At 72.5% G+C, this 21,093-nt stretch carries 18 protein-coding genes and 5 pseudogenes; 14 read left to right on the top strand and 9 right to left on the bottom strand.

Annotation, left to right across the window (positions count from 1 at the left end):
• The 6 genes and pseudogenes from B0E53_RS16410 to B0E53_RS16385 all read left to right on the top strand — a co-directional run.
• Positions 1 to 254: pseudogene (locus B0E53_RS16410) on the top strand (hypothetical protein); the annotation flags it as partial.
• Between the two features lie 90 nt (positions 255 to 344).
• Positions 345 to 2,852 (top strand): bifunctional FO biosynthesis protein CofGH, encoded by a 2,508-nt coding sequence (locus B0E53_RS16405; RefSeq protein ID WP_107076869.1) that lies wholly within the window; start codon positions 345 to 347, stop codon positions 2,850 to 2,852.
• A gap of 152 nt (positions 2,853 to 3,004) precedes the next feature.
• A complete protein-coding gene (locus B0E53_RS16400; RefSeq protein WP_107076868.1) occupies positions 3,005 to 3,286 on the top strand; it encodes a hypothetical protein in 282 nt (93 codons plus the stop codon).
• A gap of 93 nt (positions 3,287 to 3,379) precedes the next feature.
• Positions 3,380 to 4,777 carry a DUF4331 domain-containing protein gene (locus B0E53_RS16395; RefSeq protein WP_107076867.1) on the top strand — a complete coding sequence of 466 codons (1,398 nt, stop codon included), beginning with the start codon at positions 3,380 to 3,382 and terminating at the stop codon, positions 4,775 to 4,777.
• A gap of 13 nt (positions 4,778 to 4,790) precedes the next feature.
• Positions 4,791 to 5,125: pseudogene (locus tag B0E53_RS39390) on the top strand (phospholipase).
• A 492-nt stretch (positions 5,126 to 5,617) separates the two neighbouring features.
• The gene (locus tag B0E53_RS16385; RefSeq protein WP_107076866.1) at positions 5,618 to 5,878 is read left to right on the top strand and encodes a WhiB family transcriptional regulator; all 261 of its coding nucleotides are present in this window, start codon (positions 5,618 to 5,620) and stop codon (positions 5,876 to 5,878) included.
• 108 nt (positions 5,879 to 5,986) lie between these two features.
• Here B0E53_RS16385 and B0E53_RS16380 read toward each other — a convergent pair whose 3' ends face one another.
• Complete coding sequence (locus B0E53_RS16380; RefSeq protein WP_091260118.1) at positions 5,987 to 6,436, bottom strand: metallopeptidase family protein; 450 nt, start codon at positions 6,434 to 6,436, stop codon at positions 5,987 to 5,989.
• Positions 6,437 to 6,590: 154 nt separating this feature from the next.
• Here B0E53_RS16380 and B0E53_RS16375 point away from each other — a divergent pair, with 154 nt between their 5' ends.
• Positions 6,591 to 6,959 carry a DUF3499 domain-containing protein gene (locus B0E53_RS16375; RefSeq protein WP_107076865.1) on the top strand — a complete coding sequence of 123 codons (369 nt, stop codon included), beginning with the start codon at positions 6,591 to 6,593 and terminating at the stop codon, positions 6,957 to 6,959.
• A 157-nt stretch (positions 6,960 to 7,116) separates the two neighbouring features.
• On the opposite strand, the gene B0E53_RS16370 is transcribed toward B0E53_RS16375, so the two are convergent.
• The 4 genes from B0E53_RS16370 to B0E53_RS16355 form a co-directional block, all read right to left on the bottom strand.
• Positions 7,117 to 8,493: an FAD-dependent oxidoreductase gene (locus B0E53_RS16370; protein ID WP_210406087.1), complete on the bottom strand. Its 1,377-nt coding sequence runs from the start codon at positions 8,491 to 8,493 to the stop codon at positions 7,117 to 7,119.
• Positions 8,493 to 9,239, bottom strand: a complete 747-nt coding sequence (locus tag B0E53_RS16365; protein ID WP_107076864.1) for a pyridoxamine 5'-phosphate oxidase family protein — start codon at positions 9,237 to 9,239, stop codon at positions 8,493 to 8,495. Before B0E53_RS16365 ends, B0E53_RS16370 begins: the two co-directional genes overlap by 1 nt.
• The gene (locus tag B0E53_RS16360) at positions 9,224 to 10,570 is read right to left on the bottom strand and encodes an aspartate aminotransferase family protein (protein WP_107076863.1); all 1,347 of its coding nucleotides are present in this window, start codon (positions 10,568 to 10,570) and stop codon (positions 9,224 to 9,226) included. The genes B0E53_RS16365 and B0E53_RS16360 overlap by 16 nt, the downstream gene beginning before the upstream one ends.
• A 148-nt stretch (positions 10,571 to 10,718) precedes the next feature.
• Positions 10,719 to 11,231 carry an Lrp/AsnC family transcriptional regulator gene (locus B0E53_RS16355; RefSeq protein ID WP_091313642.1) on the bottom strand — a complete coding sequence of 171 codons (513 nt, stop codon included), beginning with the start codon at positions 11,229 to 11,231 and terminating at the stop codon, positions 10,719 to 10,721.
• 209 nt (positions 11,232 to 11,440) lie between these two features.
• Between B0E53_RS16355 and B0E53_RS16350 the strand changes: the two genes are divergently transcribed.
• Genes B0E53_RS16350 through speB form a run of 7 tightly spaced genes read left to right on the top strand, consistent with a single transcriptional unit; the run spans position 11,441 to position 19,174 of the window.
• Positions 11,441 to 12,625, top strand: a complete 1,185-nt coding sequence (locus tag B0E53_RS16350; RefSeq protein ID WP_107076862.1) for a spermidine/putrescine ABC transporter substrate-binding protein — start codon at positions 11,441 to 11,443, stop codon at positions 12,623 to 12,625.
• 5 nt (positions 12,626 to 12,630) lie between these two features.
• Positions 12,631 to 13,800, top strand: coding sequence for an ABC transporter ATP-binding protein (locus B0E53_RS16345; protein ID WP_107076861.1), 1,170 nt, complete (start codon positions 12,631 to 12,633; stop codon positions 13,798 to 13,800).
• Positions 13,797 to 14,708: an ABC transporter permease gene (locus B0E53_RS16340; protein ID WP_107076860.1), complete on the top strand. Its 912-nt coding sequence runs from the start codon at positions 13,797 to 13,799 to the stop codon at positions 14,706 to 14,708. The genes B0E53_RS16345 and B0E53_RS16340 overlap by 4 nt, the downstream gene beginning before the upstream one ends.
• Entirely contained in the window at positions 14,708 to 15,544 is an 837-nt protein-coding gene (locus tag B0E53_RS16335; RefSeq protein WP_107076859.1) for an ABC transporter permease, read from the top strand. The genes B0E53_RS16340 and B0E53_RS16335 overlap by 1 nt, the downstream gene beginning before the upstream one ends.
• Positions 15,541 to 16,962, top strand: a complete 1,422-nt coding sequence (locus B0E53_RS16330) for an FAD-dependent oxidoreductase (RefSeq protein WP_107076858.1) — start codon at positions 15,541 to 15,543, stop codon at positions 16,960 to 16,962. Before B0E53_RS16335 ends, B0E53_RS16330 begins: the two co-directional genes overlap by 4 nt.
• Positions 16,962 to 18,164, top strand: a complete 1,203-nt coding sequence (locus tag B0E53_RS16325; RefSeq protein ID WP_107076857.1) for a saccharopine dehydrogenase C-terminal domain-containing protein — start codon at positions 16,962 to 16,964, stop codon at positions 18,162 to 18,164. Before B0E53_RS16330 ends, B0E53_RS16325 begins: the two co-directional genes overlap by 1 nt.
• Entirely contained in the window at positions 18,161 to 19,174 is a 1,014-nt protein-coding gene (speB, locus tag B0E53_RS16320) for an agmatinase (RefSeq protein ID WP_107076856.1), read from the top strand. Before B0E53_RS16325 ends, speB begins: the two co-directional genes overlap by 4 nt.
• Before the next feature lie 3 nt (positions 19,175 to 19,177).
• Here speB and B0E53_RS39385 read toward each other — a convergent pair whose 3' ends face one another.
• The 4 genes and pseudogenes from B0E53_RS39385 to B0E53_RS16300 form a co-directional block, all read right to left on the bottom strand.
• Entirely contained in the window at positions 19,178 to 19,357 is a 180-nt protein-coding gene (locus B0E53_RS39385; RefSeq protein ID WP_246835433.1) for a hypothetical protein, read from the bottom strand.
• Between the two features lie 363 nt (positions 19,358 to 19,720).
• A pseudogene (locus B0E53_RS16310) lies at positions 19,721 to 19,942 on the bottom strand (DUF779 domain-containing protein); the annotation flags it as partial.
• Positions 19,939 to 20,910: pseudogene (locus tag B0E53_RS16305) on the bottom strand (aldehyde dehydrogenase family protein); the annotation flags it as partial. The pseudogenes B0E53_RS16305 and B0E53_RS16310, both read right to left, overlap by 4 nt.
• Before the next feature lie 41 nt (positions 20,911 to 20,951).
• A pseudogene (locus B0E53_RS16300) lies at positions 20,952 to 21,093 on the bottom strand (transcriptional regulator); the annotation flags it as partial.

The raw sequence follows: 21,093 nt of genomic DNA, 5'->3' as shown, positions 1-21,093 counted from the left end.
CCGGGCCGGCGTACGGCGCCCCGCAGTCCGGGCCGGCGTACGGCGCCCCGCAGTCCGGGCCGGCGTACGGCGCCCCGCAGTCCGGGCCGGCCTACGGGGGTGCTCCGCACCCGGCCCCGCCGTTCGGCCAGCCGCCGTCCGCCGACCCGACCCAGGCCATCCCGCGCCAGCCGGTCGACCCCGGTCACCCGGCCCCGCCGGACGCTGACCGTACCCAGCGCTTCGACCGGGAGGACCCGAACTTCCCGCGCTGAGCCGCCGGATACCGAGGGTTTCCCACGGCCGCCCGCCCCTCCTGACCGGGGGCGGGCGGCCCCGGGCCGGGCAGCGCATAGGCTGGGCGGATGGTTGATCGCAGCGATCCCGCCCCGACCGAGGCGAGCGTCCGGCGGGCCCTGGGCCGGGCCGCCTCCGGCCGGGCGCTGGACGTGGCCGAGGCGAGCGCACTGCTGACCGCGCGCGGCGCGACGCTGGACGAACTGCTCGGAATCGCCGGCGAGATCCGCGACGCCGGGCTGCGGGAGGCCGGCCGCCCGGGCGTCGTCACCTTCTCGAAGAAGGTGTTCATCCCGCTGACCCGGCTCTGCCGGGACCGCTGCCACTACTGCACCTTCGCCACGGTGCCGCACCGGCTGCCCGCCGCGTACCTGGAGAAGGACGAGGTCCTCGCCATCGCCCGGGAGGGCGCCGCGCAGGGCTGCAAGGAGGCGCTGTTCACCCTCGGCGACCGGCCCGAGGAGCGCTGGCCGGCCGCCCGGCGGTGGCTGGACGAGCGGGGTTACGACTCCACCCTCGACTACCTGCGCGCCTGCGCGGTGGCGGTGCTGGAGGAGACGGGCCTGCTGCCGCACCTCAACCCGGGCGTGCTGTCCTGGTCGGAGCTGCAACGGCTCAAGCCGGTCGCGCCGAGCATGGGCATGATGCTGGAGACCACCGCGACCCGGCTCTGGTCCGAGCCGGGCGGCCCGCACCACGGCTCGCCCGACAAGGAGCCGGCGGTGCGGCTGCGGGTGCTCGACGACGCGGGTCGGGTCGGCGTGCCGTTCACCACCGGCCTGCTGATCGGCATCGGCGAGACCCTGGCCGAGCGGGTCGACGCGCTGTTCGCCATCCGCCGCGCACACCGGGAGTACGGCCACCTCCAGGAGGTGATCGTGCAGAACTTCCGCGCCAAGCCGGACACCGCGATGCGCGGCATGCCGGACGCGGAGCTGCACGACCTGGCCGCCACCGTGGCGGTGGCCCGGGTGCTGCTCGGCCCGAAGGCCCGGATCCAGGCCCCGCCGAACCTCATCGAGGGCGAGTACGACCTGCTGCTGCGCGCCGGCATCGACGACTGGGGTGGTGTCTCGCCGGTCACCCCCGACCACGTCAACCCGGAGCGGCCCTGGCCGCAGCTGGACGAGCTGGCCCGGCGTACCGGGCAGGCCGGCTTCACCCTGCGCGAGCGGTTGACCGTCTACCCGGAGTACGTCCGGGCCGGCGCTCCGTGGCTGGATCCGCGCCTGCTGCCGCACGTCACCGCCCTGGCCGACCCGGAGACCGGGCTCGCCGTCGAGGCGGCCCGCCCGGTCGGCCGGCCGTGGCAGGAGCCGGAGGAGGTGTTCGGCGGGCGGACCGACCTGCACGTCACCATCGACACCACCGGGCGGACCGGGGACCGGCGGGGCGACTTCGACGACGTCTACGGCGACTGGTCGGAGGTGGCCGCGAAGGTCGTCGTCCCGGTCGCCGTGGCGAGCGACCCCGACCTGCGGGCCGGTCTGCGACTGGCCGCCGACGACCCGGCCGCGCTGCTGGAACCGGCGCACGAGGCGAAGGCGCTGGCGCTGTTCGGCGCGGACGGGCCGGCGCTGGAGGAGCTGTGCCGGATCGCCGACGACGTCCGCCGGGACGCGGTCGGCGACGACGTCACGTACGTGGTCAACCGCAACATCAACTTCACCAACGTCTGCTACGTGGGCTGCCGGTTCTGCGCCTTCGCGCAGCGGGAGAGCGACGCCGACGCGTTCCGGCTCTCCCTGGAGCAGGTCGCCGACCGGGCCGAGGAGGCGTGGGTGGCCGGCGCCACCGAGGTCTGCCTGCAGGGCGGCATCGACCCGAAGCTGCCGGTCACCGGCTACGCCGACATCGTCCGGGCGATCAAGGCGCGGGTGCCCGGGATGCACGTGCACGCCTTCTCGCCGATGGAGATCGTCACGGCCGCCGCGAAGGCGGGCGTGCCGGTGAAGGAGTGGCTGCTCCAGCTCCGCGAGGCCGGCCTGGACACCATCCCGGGCACCGCCGCGGAGATCCTCGACGACGAGGTGCGCTGGGTGCTCACCAAGGGCAAGCTGCCGGCCGCCGCCTGGGTCGACGTGGTCGGGACGGCCCACGAGCTGGGCATCCGGTCCAGCTCCACCATGATGTACGGCCACGTCGACCACCCCGGCCAGTGGCTGGCCCATTTCCGGGTGCTGGCCGGGCTGCAGGACCGCACCGGCGGCTTCACCGAGTTCGTGGCCCTGCCGTTCGTGCACACCAACGCGCCGATCTACCTGGCCGGCATCGCCCGGCCCGGCCCGACCTGGCGCGAGAACCGGGTCGTGCACGCCATGGCGCGGCTGCTGCTGCACGGCCGGATCGCCAACATCCAGTGCTCCTGGGTGAAGCTCGGTGACGCCGGCACGGTGGTGATGCTCCAGGGCGGCTGCAACGACCTGGGCGGCACTCTCATGGAGGAGACCATCTCCCGGATGGCCGGCTCGGGCAACGGCTCGGCCCGGACCGAGGAGCAGCTCCGGGGGATCGCGGCGGCGGCGGGCCGGCCGGTCCGCAAACGGACGACCGCGTACGGTCACGCCGGCGCGTAGCGTCGAACCTTTCCCCGCCGCCGGCCGTACCAGTGGATGCCGGCGGCGGTCGCGGCGAGGACCGCCGCCGGCGCCCCCAGCCCGGGGCATCCGGCGGCGTCCGGGTCCCGGTCCACCGTGGGCGCTGCGGCGCCGGCCCGGAAAGGTTGCCCATGACCACTGATGAGCCGAAGCGGCGGCCCTGGCCGCGACTGACCCGCCGGCAGACGTTCACCGCCGCGGCGAGCGCCACCCTGGGCGCCGCCGCCCTCACCGTGCCGGGCCTGTCCGCCGCGCAGAACGCCCCCTCGGCGGGCCGGCGCGACGAGCCGATCGTGGTCCACCTCCGCGACGCAGCCTCCGGCGCCATGGACGTCTTCGTCGGCACGACCCGGATCCAGGTACGCGACCGCGGCCTGGCCGACCGCCTGGTGCGCGCCGCCGCCCGGCGCTGATCCTCCCCGCGCCGCACCGGCGCGCCCCCTTCCCGGCGCGGGCTCCCGGCGCCGGTCCCGACTTCCGCTACCCCGACGAAGGTGTGGTCCGCCATGTCCTCTCACCGCGAGGCTCCGGAGATAGCCAAGGATCCGGTCGCCGACAGCTCCGACCTGTACGCGTTCGTCAGCCCGAGCCAGCCCGACACGGTCACGTTGATCGCCAACTACGTGCCGGTGCAGCTCCCCTCCGGCGGCCCCAACTTCTTCGAGTTCGGCGACGACGTCCGGTACGAGATTCACGTCGACAACGACGGCGACGGTTATCCCGATGTCACCTATCGTTTCGAATTCACCACCGAGATCACGAATCCGAACAGCTTTCTTTACAACACCGGTCCGATCGAGTCGCTGGAGAGCCGGAACTGGAACCGGCGGCAGTTCTACCGGTTGACCCGGGTGGCCGACGGCCGGGAGCACGTGCTGGCGCACAAGCTCCCCTGCCCGCCGTGCAACGTGGGGCCGTTGTCCACACCGAAGTACGCCGACCTGGTGCGGCAGGCGACGTTCAAGCTGTCGACCGGGGAGAAGGTCTTCGCCGGCCAGCGGGCCGACGGCTTCTTCGTCGACCTGGGCGCCGTCTTCGACCTCGGTACGCTGCGCCCGTTCCAGCAGCTGCACGTGGCCGGCAAGAAGCTGTTCAGGACCGAGGGTGAGCCGGTCAACGCGCTGGACCGGTTGAACGTGCACAGCATCGCCGTACAGGTCCCGCTCACCAAGGTGCGGCGCAAGGCCAGCCGGTACGGCTACGCCGACCCCGCCTCGACGATCGGCGTCTGGACGACGGCCTCCCGGCAGCAGGTCCGGGTGCTCGGCGACCGGGTGGCCGCGGACACGGCCGCCGGTCCCTTCACCCAGGTGTCCCGGTTGGGCAACCCACTGTTCAACGAGGTCGTCGTGCCGATGTCCAGGAAGGACCTGTGGAACACCCTCCCGCCGGCCGAGGACAAGCGGTTCGCCCAGTTCGTCGAGCACCCTGAGTTGGCCGCGCTGCTGCCCGCGCTCTACCCGGGCGTGTTCCCCAGCCTGGACGCGCTGAACAAGTCGAAGAAGCCGCGGGCCGACCTGGTGGCGATCCTGCTCACCGGCGTACCGGCCGGGCTGATCGACGGCTTCGCCAACACCACCGGCGACGTGCAGGCCGACATGCTGCGGCTGAACACGGCGATCCGGCCCAGCCGCAAGCCGGACCGGTTCGGGGTGCTCGGCGGCGACCTGGCGGGCTTCCCGAACGGCCGGCGGGTCGGCGACGACGTGGTGACCATCGCGCTGCGGGCGATCGCCGGGCTGACCGTGCCGCTGGTGGACAAGACGTTCAAGCCGGACGCCGCGGCGGCCGCGGTCACCCCGGGGCTGAGCGCCGCCGACGTGACGGCGCCCTTCCTCGGTGACTTCCCGTTCCTCGGCACGCCGTACGACGGGTTCACCAACCCGCCGGCGGCGAAGTCCTGAGCCGGGAGGTCACGTGGGCCACCACACCCTCGGCCCCTCGGAGAGCGGCAGCGTTGTGCTCGACCTGGGTGGCGACTCCGGCGCGCTGATCATCCACACCGGACGTGACCTGCACGGCCGGGAGATCGAGATCAGCCGCGCCGACCGGGACGGCCCCCGCACGCACTCCGCCGTACGCGCGCGGCACGTCCGCGACGGGGTCGTTTACAGCGCCGTCTACCCGGACCTGGCGGCCGGCCTGTATACCGTCTGGTGGGATGAGGGCACCCCTGCCGGAGCGATTTCCGTCACCGGCGGGCGATCGCCGAATTCGTCTGGCCGGCCTGCTCACCGCCGGGAGCCGGCTGACCACTCAGGCCGTTGCGGCGTCGCGCCTCGTCCACATGTTGGGCGGGGCGCGGTCGGCGTCTGCGGCCTCGAGGGGCGGTACCGCTCGGGTCGGGTTAACCTTGTGCCCCACCAATGCTGATCTTGGACGGTGTCACGACGACCGCCCGGGTGCGGCCCGCCGGAAGCCTCCACCGGGGGCCGCCGGCGGTGTCCACACCGGTGCGCCACGGCAGAAAACTTCGGGCAACTCGCCGGGGAGGCGTTACTCGTCCGGGGTCTGAATCGATAGGGCAGGTTGCGAGGGTCGGGCGGCCACGGCGGTCGCCCGGAACGTGTCGGGAGGGCGACTCCATTATCAAGTTTGGCTTGACGGCGCACGCATTACACGCGTGTAATTTGAATGGGGTTGTTCGCGCGGAACGCAACAAATTGTGACCGGACGAACAAGCACGCCTTTCGCGTGGGGGGTTGCAGCGGCGATGACGCCGGTGCGCGACAAGGAGGCAACGGATGGACGGCCAGCTCGAGGTGGCCGACCTGCTCGGAAACGCGCCGGAGTGGCAGGAGCGGGCGCTCTGCTCGCAGACCGACCCGGAGGCGTTCTTTCCCGAGAAGGGCGGCTCGACCCGCGAGGCGAAGCGCATCTGCTCGCGGTGTGAAGTGAAGAGGGAGTGTCTCGAATACGCGCTCGGCCACGACGAGCGGTTCGGGATCTGGGGTGGGCTCTCCGAGCGGGAGCGGCGCAAGCTCAAGCGGCGGGTCGCCGCCTGACGCGCGTACCGGACCGGGGCGGTGGGGGCCGCCCGGGATCCGGGCCGACGACCCGGCCGGCGGGGGCCGGCCGGGACACGGCGACGACGGCGCGCCCGGTGCCCGGGCTCAGGCCAGTTCGTCGGGGTCGACCCCGAGCAGGTTCGCCACCTGCTCGATGATCACGTCGTGCACGAGGTCCGCGAGGTCCTCGCGGTCCATGGCCCGGAACTCCAGCGGCCGCCGGTAGAGCACGATCCGGGGCGGCACCTCCTGCCGGCCCGGGCGCCCCGGCAGCAGCCGGGCGAGCGGGACCTCGCCGTCCTCCAGCACGTCCGAGTCGTAGACGTTCAGGTCCGGCGGGACGTCCTCGACGGCGAACTCGACCCCGGCCAACTCCTTGGCGAAGCGGCGTTCGAGCGTCTCGACCGTGTCCAGCACCAGGTCGTCGAACACCTCGGCCTTGGTCCGGGCCAGCGGCACGGTGGCCGGCACCAGCCGCCCCCGCAGTCCCCGCCCGTGGCGGTCGCGGTGGGTGCGCCGGCCGGAGCCGGGGCGGCGGTTCTCCGGGCTCGTCATGACGCAAAGGGTAGCCCCCGGACCAGGGCCGCCCGCCGTCGCGCCGCCGGCCCGGCGCGCCGACGCGCCGATCGGACGAATTGTGATCACCATGACGGGCGTGTCGCAACGCGAAGCGGTGCGCCGCACCCGGTAATGGAGATACCCTGCCGCCGTGAGGTCACCACGGCGCTGCTCCCGTAACGGCTGCCCCCGGCAAGCGGTCGCCACGTTGACCTATGTCTACAACGAGTCGACGGCCGTGGTGGGCCCCCTGGCCGCGTTCGCCGAGCCGCACACGTACGACCTGTGCGAGCCGCACGCCCGCAACCTCACCGCCCCGCGCGGCTGGGACGTGGTGCGCCACGAGGGCGAGTTCGAGCCGCCGCCGCCCACCACCGACGACCTGGTCGCCCTGGCCGAAGCCGTCCGCGAGGCCGCCCGCCCCGCGCCCCCACGCCCCCCGGCGGACGACCACCCGACCCCCCAGCCCCACCAGCAGGGCCGCCGCGGCCACCTCCGCGTAATCCCCCCCAACCACTAAAACCCCACCGCATCGGGTCCGACCCGCCCACCTCGCCCGGGTGATCATGAAGTTGTTGCCCTCCGCCGCGGCGTGTCGTGGCAATAACTTCATGATCAACGCTCTGGGTGGGGCGGAGGCCCCTCGGGGCCGTGGTCGGGGGGCATGGTTTCGGCGGTTAGTGGCCCAGGAGGTGGGAGAAGGCGGCGGCGCGGCGGGACGGGCGGCCGGTGCGGGATTCCGCCTCGTCGGCGGAGAACATGACCTTGAGGCCGGCGTTGACCGCGAGCCAGCGCAGGGGCTCGGGTTCCCAGCGGGGGGAGCGGTGGTTGACCCAGGGGAGGGTGGTCAGGTCGGTCTGTTCGCCCCGGATGAGGTCGGCCAGGGTGCGGCCGGCCAGGTTGCTGGTGCCGACGCCGTCGCCGACGTAGCCGCCGGCCCAGGCGAGACCGGTCGACCGGTCCAGGCCCACCGAGGCGGCCCAGTCCCGGGCCACGCCGAGCGGCCCGCCCCAGGTGTGCGTCACCGGCACCTCGGGCCCGAGCACCGGGAAGAGTTCGCCGAGCACCCGGCGCAGCGCCGCGAAGACCCGGGGCTCCCGGTCGAAGTCGGGGCGGACCCGCGAGCCGTAGTGGTAGGGCGCGCCCCGCCCGCCGAAGGCGAGCCGGCCGTCGGCGGTCCGCTGGCCGTAGATGATGACGTGCCGGTAGTCGGAGAAGGTCTCCCGCTCGGCCAGGCCGATCTCCGCCCAGGTCGCCTCGGGCAGCGGCGCGGTGGCCACCATCAGCGAGTAGACCGGCGCCACGGCCCGCCGCTGGCCGGGCAGCGCGGGGGTGAATCCTTCGGTCGCCCGGACCACCACCGGGGCGCGGACCACGCCGGCCGGGGTCACCGCCACCCCGGGCCGCAGGGCGGTCACCGGGGTCCGCTCGAAGACGCGTACGCCCCGTCGCTCCACCGCCGTGGCCAGGCCGCGGACCAGCTTCGCCGGGTGCACGGCGGCGCAGTGCGGGGTGTACGTGCCGCCGCGTACCCCCTCGGCCTGGCAGCGGGCGGCGGCCTCGGCGGCGTCGAGCAGCACCAGGTCGGCGTCGGCGAGCCCGTGCTCGCGGGCCTCGGCGACGGCGGCCCGGGCCCGGCCGAGCTGCACCTCGCTGCGGGCCAGCACCACCGTGCCGCCGGCCCGCCAGTCGCAGTCGATGCCCTCGGCGTCGACCACCCGGCCGACCTCGCCGACGGTCTCCCGCATGGCCCAATGCATGGCGAGCGCCCGGTCCCGGCCGTGCCGGCGGGCCAGCGCCGACAGCGAGGTGGGGAAGAGCGCCGAGCACCAGCCGCCGTTGCGGCCGGAGGCGCCGTACCCGGCGATCTCCTTCTCCAGTACGACGATCCGCAGCGCCGGGTCGGCCGCGGCGAGGTAGTAGGCCGTCCACAGCCCGGTGTAGCCGGCGCCCACGATCACCACGTCGGCGTCGGTGTCGCCGGGCAGGCCGGGGCGGGGGGTCAGCGGGCCGTCCAGGCTGGACAGCCAGTACGACAGGTCCTGGTAGCGCATCACCACTCCGGTGGGGGCAGGTCGTGGCGCAGCCGCGGGTCGGGCTGCGGGATCCCGTACGCCTCGACGACCGGCACCACCCCGGCCCAGACCGGCCGGTCGAGGTCGTCGTCGGGGTCGTCGGGCGGGCCGGCGCTGACCTTCACCGAGCACTCGTCCAGCAGCAGGGCGAGCACCAGCGTGGCGGCCAGCTCCTTCGCCGAGGGCGGCCGGATCTCCGCCCAGCGGCCGGGGAGCAGGTGCTCGGAGAGGCGGTGCAGCGCGGCCAGCTTCGCCTCGCCGGTGAGCGCGGCGAGGGTGCCGAGCGCCATGGCGCAGCGGTAGTTCATCGAGGACTCGAAGGCGCTGCGGGCCAGCACCAGTCCGTCGAGCAGGGTGACGGTGAGGCAGGCCGGCGCGCCGGCGGCGAGGTGCCGGAACAGCCGGCTGCCGGTGGAGCCGTGCACGAGCACCCGCTCCCCGTCCCGGGCGTACGCCACCGGCAGCGCGTACGGCTGGTCGCCGTCGGCGATGGCCAGGTGGGCGACCCGGCCGGCGTCGAGCACGGCGTGCAGCGTCGCCCGGTCACCGACGGCCAGGTCGGGCAGCCGCCGTACCCGGGTCCGGTCGGTGGCCCCGACGGCAGTCGCCCCGGTCGGCGCGGTCCGGTCCCCGGTGTCGGTCGGGGAAGGTCCGACGGGACGGGGCCGGTCCCGGGTGTTCCGGGAACCGGCCCCGTCCGGGCCGCCGGTCAGAGGCGCGACCATGCCTCGGTCAGCACGGCGCGCAGGATCTGCTCGATCTCGTCGAACTGCTGCTGCTCGGCGATCAGCGGCGGGGCGAGCTGCACGACGGGGTCGCCCCGGTCGTCGGCGCGGCAGTAGAGCCCGGCCTGGAAGAGCGCGGTGGAGAGGAAGCCGCGCAGCAGCCGCTCGGACTCGGCCTCGTCGAAGGTCTCCCGGGTGGCCTTGTCCTTGACCAGTTCGATGCCGTAGAAGTAGCCGTCGCCCCGGACGTCGCCGACGATCGGCAGGTCGTTGAGCTTCTCCAGGGTGGACCGGAAGGCGCCCTCGTTGGCCCGGACGTGCCCGATGAGGTCCTCGCGGGCGAACACCTCCAGGTTGGCCAGGGCGACCGCGCAGGAGACCGGGTGGCCGCCGAAGGTCACCCCGTGGGCGAACATGCCGGTCTCGGTGAGGAACGGCTCCATCAGCCGCTCGCTGGCGATCATCGCGCCGAGCGGGGCGTAGCCGGAGGTGATGCCCTTGGCGGTGGTGATGATGTCCGGCTGGTAGCCGTACCGGACGGCGCCGAAGTACTCGCCGAGCCGGCCCCACGAGCAGATCACCTCGTCGCTGACGAGCAGCACGTCGTACGCGTCGCAGATCTCCCGGACCCGCTCGAAGTAGCCGGGCGGCGGCGGGAAGCAGCCGCCGGAGTTCTGCACCGGCTCCAGGAAGACCGCGGCGACGGTGTCCGGCCCCTCCCGCTCGATGGCGCGGCCGATCTCCTCGGCGGCCCAGCGGCCGAACGCCTCGGGGTCGTCGCCGTGCTCGGGGGCCCGGTAGAAGTTGGTGTTCGGCACCTTGATCCCGCCGGGCACCAGCGGCTCGAAGTCGCTCTTGATGCCGGGCAGGCCGGTGATCGACAGCGCGCCCATCGAGGTGCCGTGGTACGCGATGTACCGGCTGACCACCTTGTACTTGTTCGGCTGGCCGGTGCGCTTGAAGTAGGCCCGGGCCAGCTTCCACGCCGCCTCGACGGCCTCGGAGCCGCCGGTGGTGAAGAAGACCCGGTTCAGGTCGCCCGGGGCGAGCGAGGCGACCTTCTCGGCCAGCTCGACGGCCTTGGGGTGGGCGTACGACCAGAGCGGGAAGTAGGCCAGTTCGCCGGCCTGCTTGGCGGCCGCCTCGGCGAGTTCGGTGCGGCCGTGGCCGGCGTTGACGACGAAGAGCCCGGCGAGCCCGTCCAGGTAGCGGCGGCCCTGCGAGTCCCAGACGTACGCGCCCTCGCCGCGCACGATGGTCGGTACCTCGCCGGCGGAGTAGCTGGCCATCCGGGTGAAGTGCATCCAGAGGTGGTCGGTGGCGTTGGCCATGTCAGCCCCATCGGGTCTCGGGCCGGTCAGGGGTGACACCGGCCGCTCTGCCCACGGTTATCCCACAGCCGATGTTGATAACGCAAGTGTGTGGGGCGAATGGCAACGGATTCAGCGAGCGTCTTTTGTCACCGCAACGGAATCCGCATCAGGCGGTGCCCCAGCTGTAGGTCTGCTTGCGCAGCTTCAGGTAGACGAACGCCTCGGTGGAGACCACCCCGGACACCCCGCGCAGCTTCTGGAGGATCTCCAGCAGGTGCTCGTCGTTGCGGCAGACCACCTCGGCCAGCAGGTCGAACGACCCGGCGGTGATCACCACGTAGTCGATCTCCTCGAACTCGGCGAGCCGGTCGGCCACCCTCTCCAGGTCGCCGTCGGTGCGCAGGCCGATCATGGCCTGGCGGGGGAAGCCGAGCTGGAGCGGATCGGTCACCGCCACGATCTGCATGACCCCGGCGTCGAGCAGGCGCTGCACCCGCTGGCGCACCGCCGCCTCGGAGAGGCCGACCGCCTTGCCGATGGTCGCGTACGGGCGCCGCCCGTCCTCCTGGAGCTGCTCGATGATCTGCTTGGCCACGTCGTCGAGCAGGGCGTGACTGGCGCCTTCACGCACGGTCACACGACGGCTGCCGTTGCCGTTCTCCAGTTGCCGGTTGGCCATCGTCCGCTCCCCATGTCCGAATCCTCGTGCTGAGCGTAGTGCCCCGGCGCAGTCTGGCGTATTTCGTGGTCCTTGGCTAATCCCGCAACGGAATCCCTTGTAAGGGAGGTCACCCCATGTCAGGATCAGTCGTCCATCGCCATTGACCCTCCCGCCGGCGCGCCACCCCCGTCCCGCCGCCGACGATGACCCCCCTAGGAGTCGTCAACATGCGTAGTCCCCTCCGGCACCTCACCCGGCGTGGTCTGCTCACCGGGACCCTCGGCTCGGCCGCACTGCTCGCCACGGCGGGCACGCTGGCCGGCTGCGGCACCAAGGGCGCACAGCAGACCGAGGCCGGTTGCAAGAGCGACGACCTCTCCGCCACGGAGAAGAAGCTGGCCTTCTCGAACTGGCCGCAGTACATGGACGTGGACGAGAAGGACGAGTCCAAGCGCCCCACCCTGGACGCGTTCATCGCGAAGTCCGGGATCCAGGTGACGTACACCGAGGACGTCAACGACAACAACGAGTTCTTCGGCAAGGTGCAGAACCAGCTCGCCGGCTGTCAGACCACCGGGCGCGACATCATGGTCCTCACCGACTGGATGGCGGCCCGGATGATCCGGCTCGGCTGGATCCAGAAGCTGGACAAGGCGAAGCTGCCCAACGTCGAGGCGAACCTGCTGCCCTCACTGCGTAACCGCTCCTTCGACAGCGACAACCAGCTCGCCATCCCGTGGCAGTCCGGCCTGGCCGGGCTCGCGTACAACGCCAAGGTGACCAAGGAGATCCGCACCGTCGACGAGCTGCTCACCCGCCCCGACCTCAAGGGCAAGGTAACCGCGCTGTCGGAGATGCGGGACACCATGGGCCTGCTGCTCCAGTCCAACGGGCACGACCCGGCGAACTTCACCACGGCGCAGTTCGACGACGCGCTGAACAAGCTGAAGAAGGCCGTGGACTCCAAGCAGATCCGCAAGTTCACCGGCAACGACTACGCCCCCGACCTGGCCAAGGGCGACATCGCGGCCTGCATCGGCTGGTCCGGTGACGTGGTCCAGCTCGGCTTCGAGGACGAGAAGATCAAGTTCGTGGTGCCCGAGTCGGGCGTGATGCTCTGGTCGGACAACATGCTCGTGCCGAACAAGGCCGGCCACAAGGCCAACGCCGAAGAGCTGATCAACTACTACTACGACCCGGCGGTCGCCGCCAAGCTCGCCGCGTACGTCAACTACATCTGCCCGGTCAAGGGCGCGCAGGCCGAGATGGAGAAGATCGACCCGGACCTGGCCGCGAACCCGCTCATCTTCCCGGACGAGGCGATGCTGTCGAAGTCCAAGGTCTTCATGGCCCTGGACGAGAAGCGGGAGAAGGAGTACGAGACCAAGTTCCAGCAGGTCATCGGGGCGTGAGGCATATGAGCTCGAAGGCGCAGGAGCGCGAGACACCGGCCGGCGATCTGCGCCTGGCCAACCTGACCAAGCGGTTCGGGGTCTTCACCGCGGTGGACGACCTCAGCCTCACCATCCCGCAGGGCTCGTTCTTCGCCCTGCTCGGGGCGTCCGGCTGCGGCAAGACCACCACGCTGCGGATGATCGCCGGGCTGGAGGAACCGACCAGCGGGCAGGTGCTGCTCGGCGACCGGGACATCGCCGGGCTGCGGCCGTACCGGCGGCCGGTGAACACGGTGTTCCAGAGTTACGCGCTCTTCCCGCACCTCGACATCCACGAGAACGTGGCCTTCGGGCTGCGGCGGCGCGGCATCCGCAAGGTCACCGACCAGGTCGAGCGGATGCTCTCGCTGGTGCAGCTCGAAGGGTACGGCCGGCGCCGGCCGGCCCAGCTCTCCGGCGGCCAGCAGCAGCGCGTCGCGCTGGCCCGGGCGCTCATCAACCACCCGCAGGTGCTGCTGCTGGACGAGCCGCTCGGCGCGCTCGACCTCAAGCTCCGCCGGCAGATGCAGATCGAGCTGAAGCGGATCCAGACCGAGGTCGGCATCACCTTCGTCCACGTCACCCACGACCAGGAGGAGGCCATGACCATGGCCGACACGGTCGCGGTGATGAACGCCGGCCGGATCGAGCAGCTCGGCGCCCCCGCCGACCTCTACGAGTACCCGGCCACCGCGTTCGTGGCGAACTTCCTCGGCCAGTCCAACCTGCTGGCCGGCGAGGCCGCCGGCCACAGCGGCGACGACGTGCTGGTCACCGCGCACGGCGCGCGCTTCTCGGTGCCCGCCGGCCGGGCCCGGGCCGACCACGGGCCGGTCTTCCTCGGGGTACGACCCGAGAAGCTGCACCTGGCCGGCGGCCCCGACCAGGTGCCCGCCGGCCACCAGCACCTCGGCGGGGTGGTCAGCGACGCCTCGTACGTCGGGGTGAGCACGCAGTACCTGGTGCGTACGGCGTGGGGCAGCGAGCTGTCCGCGTTCGCGGCGAACAGCGGGGTCGGCGGGCGGCTGCCGGTCGGCAGCCCGGTGACCGCGCACTGGGACCCGCGGCACGCCTTCCTGCTGCCCCGGGCGGCCGGCGAGGACGACCAGACCAGCCCGCTGCTCGACGAGCCGCCGGTGGGTGCGCTGTCATGAGCGCCCTGGCCCACGTACCGACCTCGGCGGGGCAGCCGGCAGCGCCGCCGGGGCCCCGGCGGGGGCGGAGCAGGCTGCTGCCGTACCTCCTGCTGCTGCCCGGCGCCGCCTGGCTGCTGGTCTTCTTCGTCCTGCCGCTGCTCCAGCTCGCCGCGGCCAGCCTCTACGACCCGAGCGGATCGCTCTCCACCGGCTACGCGATGACCGGTGAGGTCGGCAACTACTGGGTCGCGTTGCAGGCGTACTGGCCGCAGTTCGCCCGGTCGTTCGTCTACTCGGCGATCGCGCTGGTGCTGGCCCTGCTGATGGGCTACCCGCTGGCGTACGCGATCGCGCAGAAGGCCGGCCGGTGGAAGAACCTGCTGCTGGTGGCCGTGGTCGCACCGATGTTCACCAGCTTCCTGGTGCGCACCCTGGCCTGGAAGACCATCCTGTCGGACAACGGCTGGCTGGTCGGGCTGCTGCGCGAGGTGCACCTGCTCGGGGCGGACGGCCGGCTGCTGGCCACCCCGTTCGCGGTGGTGCTCGGCCTGACGTACAACTTCCTGCCGTTCCTGGTGCTGCCGCTGTACGCGAGCCTGGAGCGGCTCGACCCGCGGCTGCTGGAGGCGGCGAGCGACCTGTACGCGAGCCCGCTGCGCGCCTTCCGGAAGGTCACCCTGCCGCTGTCCATGCCCGGGCTGATCGCCGGCACGCTGCTCTTCTTCATCCCGGCCACCGGCGACTACATCAACGCCGAGCTGCTCGGCACACCGAACGAGTACATGATCGGCAACGTCATCGACTCGGCGTTCCTGGTCCGGCTGGACTACCCGCAGGGCGCGGCGTTGTCGTTCCTGCTGATGGCGGCGATCCTCGCGATCGTCTTCGTCTACCTGCGCAAGGCCGGCACCGAGGAGGTGTTGTGATGCGACGCTGGATCGCCGACCGCTGGGTGATGGGCGTGGCACTGCTCGTCCTCGGCTACCTCTCGCTGCCGATCGTGGTGGTCGCCGGGCTGTCCTTCAACCGGCCGTCCAGCCGGCTGTCCTACGACTTCAACGAGTTCACCCTGGACAACTGGACCCACCCCTGCGCCACCTCCGACATGTGCGACGCGGTGGTACGCAGCATGGAGATCGGCCTGATCGCCACGGTGGTCTCCACCATCCTCGGCACGCTCATGGCGTTCGCCCTGGTCCGGCACGGCTTCCGCGGGCGGTCCGGGATCAACGGCCTGATCTTCCTGCCGATGGCCACCCCGGAGCTGGTGATGGGCACCTCGCTGCTCGCCCTCTTTGTCGCCGCCGGGGTGCCGCAGGGCTTCTGGACCATCGTCATCGCGCACGTGATGTTCTGCGTCTCGTTCGTGGTGGTCACCGTGAAGGCCCGGCTCGCCGGCATGGACCGGCGGCTGGAGGAGGCCGCCATGGACCTCTACGCCAGCGAGTGGCAGACCTTCCGGCGGATCACCCTGCCCCTGGTGCTGCCCGGCATCGTGGCCGCCGCGCTGCTGGCCTTCTCGCTCAGCTTCGACGACTTCATCATCACGAACTTCAACGCCGGCACCACGGTCACCTTCCCGATGTACGTCTGGGGCGCCGCGCAGCGGGGCATCCCGCCGCAGGTCAACGTCATCGGCACGGCGATGTTCGCGATCGCGCTGCTGCTGGTCGGGGCCAGCTCGCTGCGCGGCCGGCGGGCCCGGCGGGCCGCCCTCGCGGTCGCCGCCGCGCCCGCCCGGACGGTGCAGAGCGGATCATGAAACTTCCGCATACCGGCCGGGCGCTGGCCGACGCCGCGCCCGTCCCGTACTGGCTCGACCGGCCGGACCGCCCGGATCCGCTGCCGCCGCTGGCCGGCGCCCACGACACCGACCTGCTGGTGGTCGGCGGCGGCTACTCCGGCCTCTGGACCGCGCTGCTGGCCAAGGAGGCCGACCCGGACCGGGACGTGCTCCTGGTGGAGGCCGGCACCTGCGGCTGGGCCGCGTCCGGGCGCAACGGCGGGTTCTGTGCCGCCTCGCTCACCCACGGCCTCGCCAACGGGGCCGAGCGGTGGCCCGGCGAGATCGACGAGCTGGAACGGCTCGGCCGGGAGAACCTGGACGCCATCGACGACACGCTGGCGAAGCACGGCATCGACTGCGACTTCGAACGCACCGGGGAGCTGGCGGTGGCGGTGGCGCCGTACCAGCTCGCCGGGCTGGCGGAGGACGCCGACCTGGCCCGCCGGTACGGCCACGACGTCCGGCTGCTCGACCGCGACGAGGTGCGCGCCGAGGTGGCCTCCCCGACGTACCTGGGCGGGATGTGGGACCGGGACCGGGTGGCCCTGCTCGACCCGGCGAAGCTGGCCTGGGGGCTGCGCCGCGCCGTCCTCGACCTGGGCGTCCGGATCCACGAGCACACCCGGGTGACCGGGCTGGCCCGCGACGGCGGTGCGCTGCGGGCGACCACGGCCGGCGGCCCGGACGCCGCGCCCGCCGCGGTCCGCGCCCGGCAGGTGGTGCTCGCCACCAACGCGTTCCCGCCGCTGCTGCGCCGGCTGCGCGCCTGGCTGGTGCCGGTCTACGACTACGCGCTGATGACCGAGCCGCTGACGCCCGCCCAGCGCGACGCCATCGGCTGGCGCAACCGGCAGGGGCTGGCCGACACCGGCAACCAGTTCCACTACTACCGGATCACCGCGGACGGCCGGATCCTGTTCGGCGGCTACGACGCGATCTACCACTACGGCAACCGGATGGCTCCCGAACTGGAGCAGCGCGAGGCCACCTTCACCGCGCTGGCGTCGCACTTCTTCACGACCTTCCCCCAGTTGGAAGGGCTGCGCTTCAGCCACCGCTGGGGCGGCGTCATCGACACCTGCACCCGGTTCTGCGCGTTCTTCGGCACCGCCTACGAGGGGCGGCTGGCGTACGCGGCCGGGTTCACCGGGCTCGGCGTCGGGGCGACCCGGTTCGGCGCCCGGGTGATGCTCGACCTGCTCGGCGGCGAGGAGACCCCGCTGACCCGGCTCGACCTGGTCCGCCGCAAGCCGCTGCCGTTCCCGCCGGAGCCGATCCGGGCCACCGGCATCAACCTCACCCGCTGGTCGCTCGCCCGCGCCGACGCGCGGGAGGGGCGGCGCAACCTCTGGCTCCGTACCCTCGATCGTCTTGGACTGGGGTTCGACTCCTGATGCGTATCCTCCTCGTCGGCGCCGGCGGAGTCGGCTCCGCCGCCGTCGCCATCGCCGCCCGCCGTTCCTTCTTCGAGACCATGGTGGTCGCCGACCACGACCCCACCCGCGCCGCGCGGGCGGTGGCCGGCCACGGCGACCGGTTCGTCGCCGCGACCGTCGACGCCTCCTCCGCCGAGGCGGTCGCCGCGCTCTGCCGGGAACACCGGATCACCCACGTGCTCAACGCGGTCGACCCGCGCTTCGTCATGCCGATCTTCGACGGCGCGTTCACCGCCGGGGCCGACTACCTCGACATGGCGATGTCGCTGTCCCGGCCGCACCCGGACGCGCCGCACGCCGAGACCGGGGTGAAGCTCGGCGACGAGCAGTTCGCCGCGGCCTCCGCCTGGGCGGAGGCCGGCCGGCTGGCGCTCTGCGGCATCGGCGTCGAACCCGGCCTCTCCGACGTCTTCGCCCGCTACGCCGCCGACGAACTCTTCACCGAGATCGACGAGATCGGGGTACGCGACGGCGCGAACCTCACGGTCGACGGCTACGACTTCGCCCCCTCGTTCTCCATCTGGACCACCATCGAGGAGTGCCTGAACCCGCCCGTGGTCTGGGAGGCCGACCGTGGGTGGTTCACCACCCCGCCGTTCTCCGAGCCCGAGGTGTTCGAGTTCCCCGAGGGAATCGGCCCGGTCGAGTGCGTCAACGTGGAACACGAGGAGGTGCTGCTCATCCCGCGCTGGGTCAAGGCGAAGCGGGTCACCTTCAAGTACGGCCTCGGCGACGAGTTCATCGAGGTGCTGAAGACCCTGCACAAGCTCGGCCTCGACTCGGCTTCGCCCGTCAGCGTCCGGGGTGCCGACGTCTCGCCGCGCGACGTCGTGGCGGCCTGCCTGCCCGACCCGGCCACGCTCGGTGACCGGATGCGCGGCAAGACCTGTGCGGGCACCTACGTGACCGGCACCGGGGTGGACGGCCGGCCGCGGCGGGTCTACCTCTACCACGTGGTCGACAACGAGTGGTCGATGGCGGAGTACGGTCACCAGGCGGTGGTCTGGCAGACGGCCGTCAACCCGGTCGTGGCCCTGGAGTTGCTGGCCACCGGGGCCTGGTCCGGCACCGGCGTGCTCGGCCCGGAGGCGCTGCCCCCGGTGCCCTTCCTCGACCTGCTCACCGGCTACGGCTCGCCGTGGGGAATGGAGGAGCGGTGACCCGCTACGGCCCGATGTTCGGCCCCGACGTGACCTTCCTCGGCGTGCCGCCGTGCACGCTGGAGGAGCCGGTGACGTACGCCGACGCCGACGTGGTGATCGTCGGCGCGCCCTTCGACGGCGGCACCTCGCACCGGCCGGGCACCCGGTTCGGCCCGTCCGCCATCCGCCAGGCCTGCTACCTGCCGCACGACGGCTCCCGCCCGTCCCTGGCCCTGCGGGTGGACGGCCTGCGGGACCTGTGCGTCTACGACGCGGGCGACGTCGAGATGTTCTCCGGCGACATCGAGCGTTCGCTGGCCGCGCTGGAGACGGCCGTGCACGCGGTCGCCGCCGCCGGGGCCATCCCGATCGTGCTCGGCGGCGACCACTCCATCGCCCTGCCGGACGCCACCGGGGTGGCCCGGCACCACGGCCTCGGCCGGGTGTCCCTGGTGCACTTCGACGCGCACGCCGACACCGGGGACATCGAGTTCGGCTCGCTGCACGGGCACGGCCAGCCGATGCGCCGGCTCATCGAGTCCGGCGCCGTACGCGGCGACCGCTTCCTCCAGATCGGCCTGCGCGGCTACTGGCCGGGGCCGGAGACGCTGTCCTGGATGGCCGGGCAGCGGATGCGCTCGTACGAGATGACCGAGGTGGTGGCGCGGGGGCTGGACGAGTGCCTGACCGAGGCGTTCGGCATCGCCACCGACGAGTGCGAGGGCGTCTTCCTCTCCGTCGACGTGGACGTGGTCGACCCCGGCATGGCCCCCGGCACCGGCACCCCCGAGCCCGGCGGGTTCACCTCCCGGCAACTGCTCGACGCGGTCCGCCGGGTCTGCTACGAACTGCCGGTGGTGGGCGTGGACGTGGTCGAGGTCGCACCGCCCTACGACCACGCCGACATCACCGCGTACCTCGGCAACCGGGTGGTGCTGGAGGCGTTGTCGGCGATCGCCCGCCGCCGCCGCGACGCCACCGGCGGCGACCCCTGGAACCCGAGACAACCCCTCCTCGACGCCCGCTGACCGCTACCGCCGGGCGCAGCGGGGGACGAGGCGGAGCGGTTCGGTGGTCTCGGTGAGCGAGTTCGGCTCGACGACGAGGCGGGCCGTGGCGGTGGCGGGCCCGGGCCGGAACGCGCCCTGGTCGGCGGGGATGGTGGCCGTCCAGGTGCCGGCGGTGCGGTCGTCGGTGCACGCGCCGATCACGCCGAACCCGAAGCCGGTGACCGGGGTGCGGCGGACCCGCTGGCCGAGGTGGACCTCGATGTACGCCAGGCCCCGCTCGGCGCCGCAGGCGTACCGGCCGCCGATGGTGGCGGTGTGCGCGCGGACGTCCGTAATGCCGAACCAGTTGACGGAGATCTTCGGGGCCGGTGCGGCGACGGCGGCGCCCGGCGCGAGGCCGAGGGTGGCGGCGGTGGCGAGCGTGGCGAGGCCACCGGCGAGCACGGGGTGTCTGACCGGGCGCATGCGCGGGCTCCTGTCTGCGGTGGTGGGACGATGCTCCGATGTGGACCGGCCACAGCATCCCACCGGCGCGGCGCCAGCGAGCTGGAAGATCTCGGACAGTCAGCGGGCGAGGTGGGAGCGGATGAGGAAGCGGACGCCCTCGGGGGCCTCCAGGGAGAAGCCGCTGCCCCGGCCGGGCACCACGTCGACCGTGAGCCGGGTGTGTTTCCACAGGTTCCACTGGGCGGTGGACATCCAGAACTCGACCGGCTCGGGCACGCCCTCGACCGCCAGCGAGGCGAGCAGCACGTCGGAGGCGCCGGTGCGGAACTCGCCGGCCGGGTCTGCTGCGTCCGGGAGACGGCGGCGGCCAGGAAGTCGGAGTAATGGCCCTGCTGGATCAGCGCCCGGGACGGGCAGGTGCAGACCTCGCCCTGGTTGAGGGCGAACATGGTGAATCCCTCGAGCGCCTTGTCAAAGAAGTCGTCGCGGGACGAGCTGACGTCGTCGAAGAAGATGTTCGGGCTCTTGCCGCCCAGCTCCAGGGTGACGGGTTTGATGTTCTCGCTGGCGTACTGCATGATCAGCCGCCCGGTGGTGGTCTCGCCGGTGAACGCCACCTTCGCCACCCGGGGCGAGGAGGCGAGTGGCTTGCCCGCCTCGACACCGAAGCCGTTGACCACGTTGACCACGCCCGGCGGGAGCAGGTCGGCGACCAGCGAGAGCAGGTAGTGGATCGAGGCCGGGGTCTGCTCGGCCGGCTTGAGCACCACGGCGTTGCCGGCGGCGAGCGCCGGGGCGAGCTTCCAGACCGCCATGAGGATCGGGAAGTTCCACGGGATGATCTGCCCGACCACGCCGAGCGGCTCGTGGAAGTGGTACGCCACGGTGTCGTCGTCGATCTCACCGAGCGAGCCCTCCTGGGCCCGGATCGCCCCGGCGAAGTAGCGGAAGTGGTCGATCGCGAGCGGGATGTCGGCGGCCAGCGTCTCGCGTACCGGTTTGCCGTTCTCCCAGGTCTCGGCGATGGCGAGGGATTCCAGGTTCTCCTGCATCCGATCGGCGATCTTGTTGAGGATGAGCGACCGCTCGGCGACCGAGGTGCGGCCCCAGGCGTCGGCGGCGCCGTGCGCGGCGTCGAGGGCTTTCTCCACGTCCTCGGCGGTGCCCCGGGCCACCTCGCAGAAGGTCTGCCCGGTCACCGGGGTGGGGTTCTCGAAGTACCGGCCGCCGTGCGGCTTCACGTACTCCCCGCCGATGAAGTGGTCGTAGCGGGACTGCCAGTGGGTGGGGGCGTCGTAGCGCGTCATGGGTACCTCCGCCGTCCGTCAGGGGTGGATGGCGGGGGACGTTAGTTTCCGCGACGTTGCAGCAACGTTGCGCGTGGAAGGTCGTACTCCTCGGCGAGCTGCCGGGCCCGGGCCAGGGCGAGCGGCCGGCGCGGCGCGCCCGGCGGCAACGCCCGCGCCAGGGCCTGCCAGGCGGTGAGGTCG

The organism is Micromonospora sp. MH33, assembly GCF_003013775.1.
Taxonomy (GTDB): domain Bacteria; phylum Actinomycetota; class Actinomycetes; order Mycobacteriales; family Micromonosporaceae; genus Micromonospora; species Micromonospora fulviviridis.
The sequence above is the reverse complement of the archived record's forward strand: the minus strand, read 5'-3'. Positions and strand labels throughout refer to the sequence as shown.

Bases quoted from the DNA above. Each gene is read 5' to 3' on its own strand.
- B0E53_RS16340 (WP_107076860.1), top strand. From the start codon at position 13,797: ATGAGCGCCCTGGCCCACGTACCGACCTCGGCGGGGCAGCCGGCAGCG.
- B0E53_RS16325 (WP_107076857.1), top strand. From the start codon at position 16,962: ATGCGTATCCTCCTCGTCGGCGCCGGCGGAGTCGGCTCCGCCGCCGTC.
- B0E53_RS16380 (WP_091260118.1), bottom strand. From the start codon at position 6,436: ATGACGAGCCCGGAGAACCGCCGCCCCGGCTCCGGCCGGCGCACCCAC.
- B0E53_RS16335 (WP_107076859.1), top strand. From the start codon at position 14,708: ATGCGACGCTGGATCGCCGACCGCTGGGTGATGGGCGTGGCACTGCTC.
- B0E53_RS16350 (WP_107076862.1), top strand. From the start codon at position 11,441: ATGCGTAGTCCCCTCCGGCACCTCACCCGGCGTGGTCTGCTCACCGGG.
- B0E53_RS16330 (WP_107076858.1), top strand. From the start codon at position 15,541: ATGAAACTTCCGCATACCGGCCGGGCGCTGGCCGACGCCGCGCCCGTC.
- B0E53_RS16360 (WP_107076863.1), bottom strand. From the start codon at position 10,570: ATGGCCAACGCCACCGACCACCTCTGGATGCACTTCACCCGGATGGCC.
- B0E53_RS16370 (WP_210406087.1), bottom strand. From the start codon at position 8,493: ATGCGCTACCAGGACCTGTCGTACTGGCTGTCCAGCCTGGACGGCCCG.
- B0E53_RS16405 (WP_107076869.1), top strand. From the start codon at position 345: ATGGTTGATCGCAGCGATCCCGCCCCGACCGAGGCGAGCGTCCGGCGG.
- B0E53_RS16395 (WP_107076867.1), top strand. From the start codon at position 3,380: ATGTCCTCTCACCGCGAGGCTCCGGAGATAGCCAAGGATCCGGTCGCC.
- B0E53_RS16355 (WP_091313642.1), bottom strand. From the start codon at position 11,231: ATGGCCAACCGGCAACTGGAGAACGGCAACGGCAGCCGTCGTGTGACC.
- B0E53_RS16365 (WP_107076864.1), bottom strand. From the start codon at position 9,239: ATGGTCGCGCCTCTGACCGGCGGCCCGGACGGGGCCGGTTCCCGGAAC.
- B0E53_RS16400 (WP_107076868.1), top strand. From the start codon at position 3,005: ATGACCACTGATGAGCCGAAGCGGCGGCCCTGGCCGCGACTGACCCGC.
- B0E53_RS16385 (WP_107076866.1), top strand. From the start codon at position 5,618: ATGGACGGCCAGCTCGAGGTGGCCGACCTGCTCGGAAACGCGCCGGAG.
- B0E53_RS16345 (WP_107076861.1), top strand. From the start codon at position 12,631: ATGAGCTCGAAGGCGCAGGAGCGCGAGACACCGGCCGGCGATCTGCGC.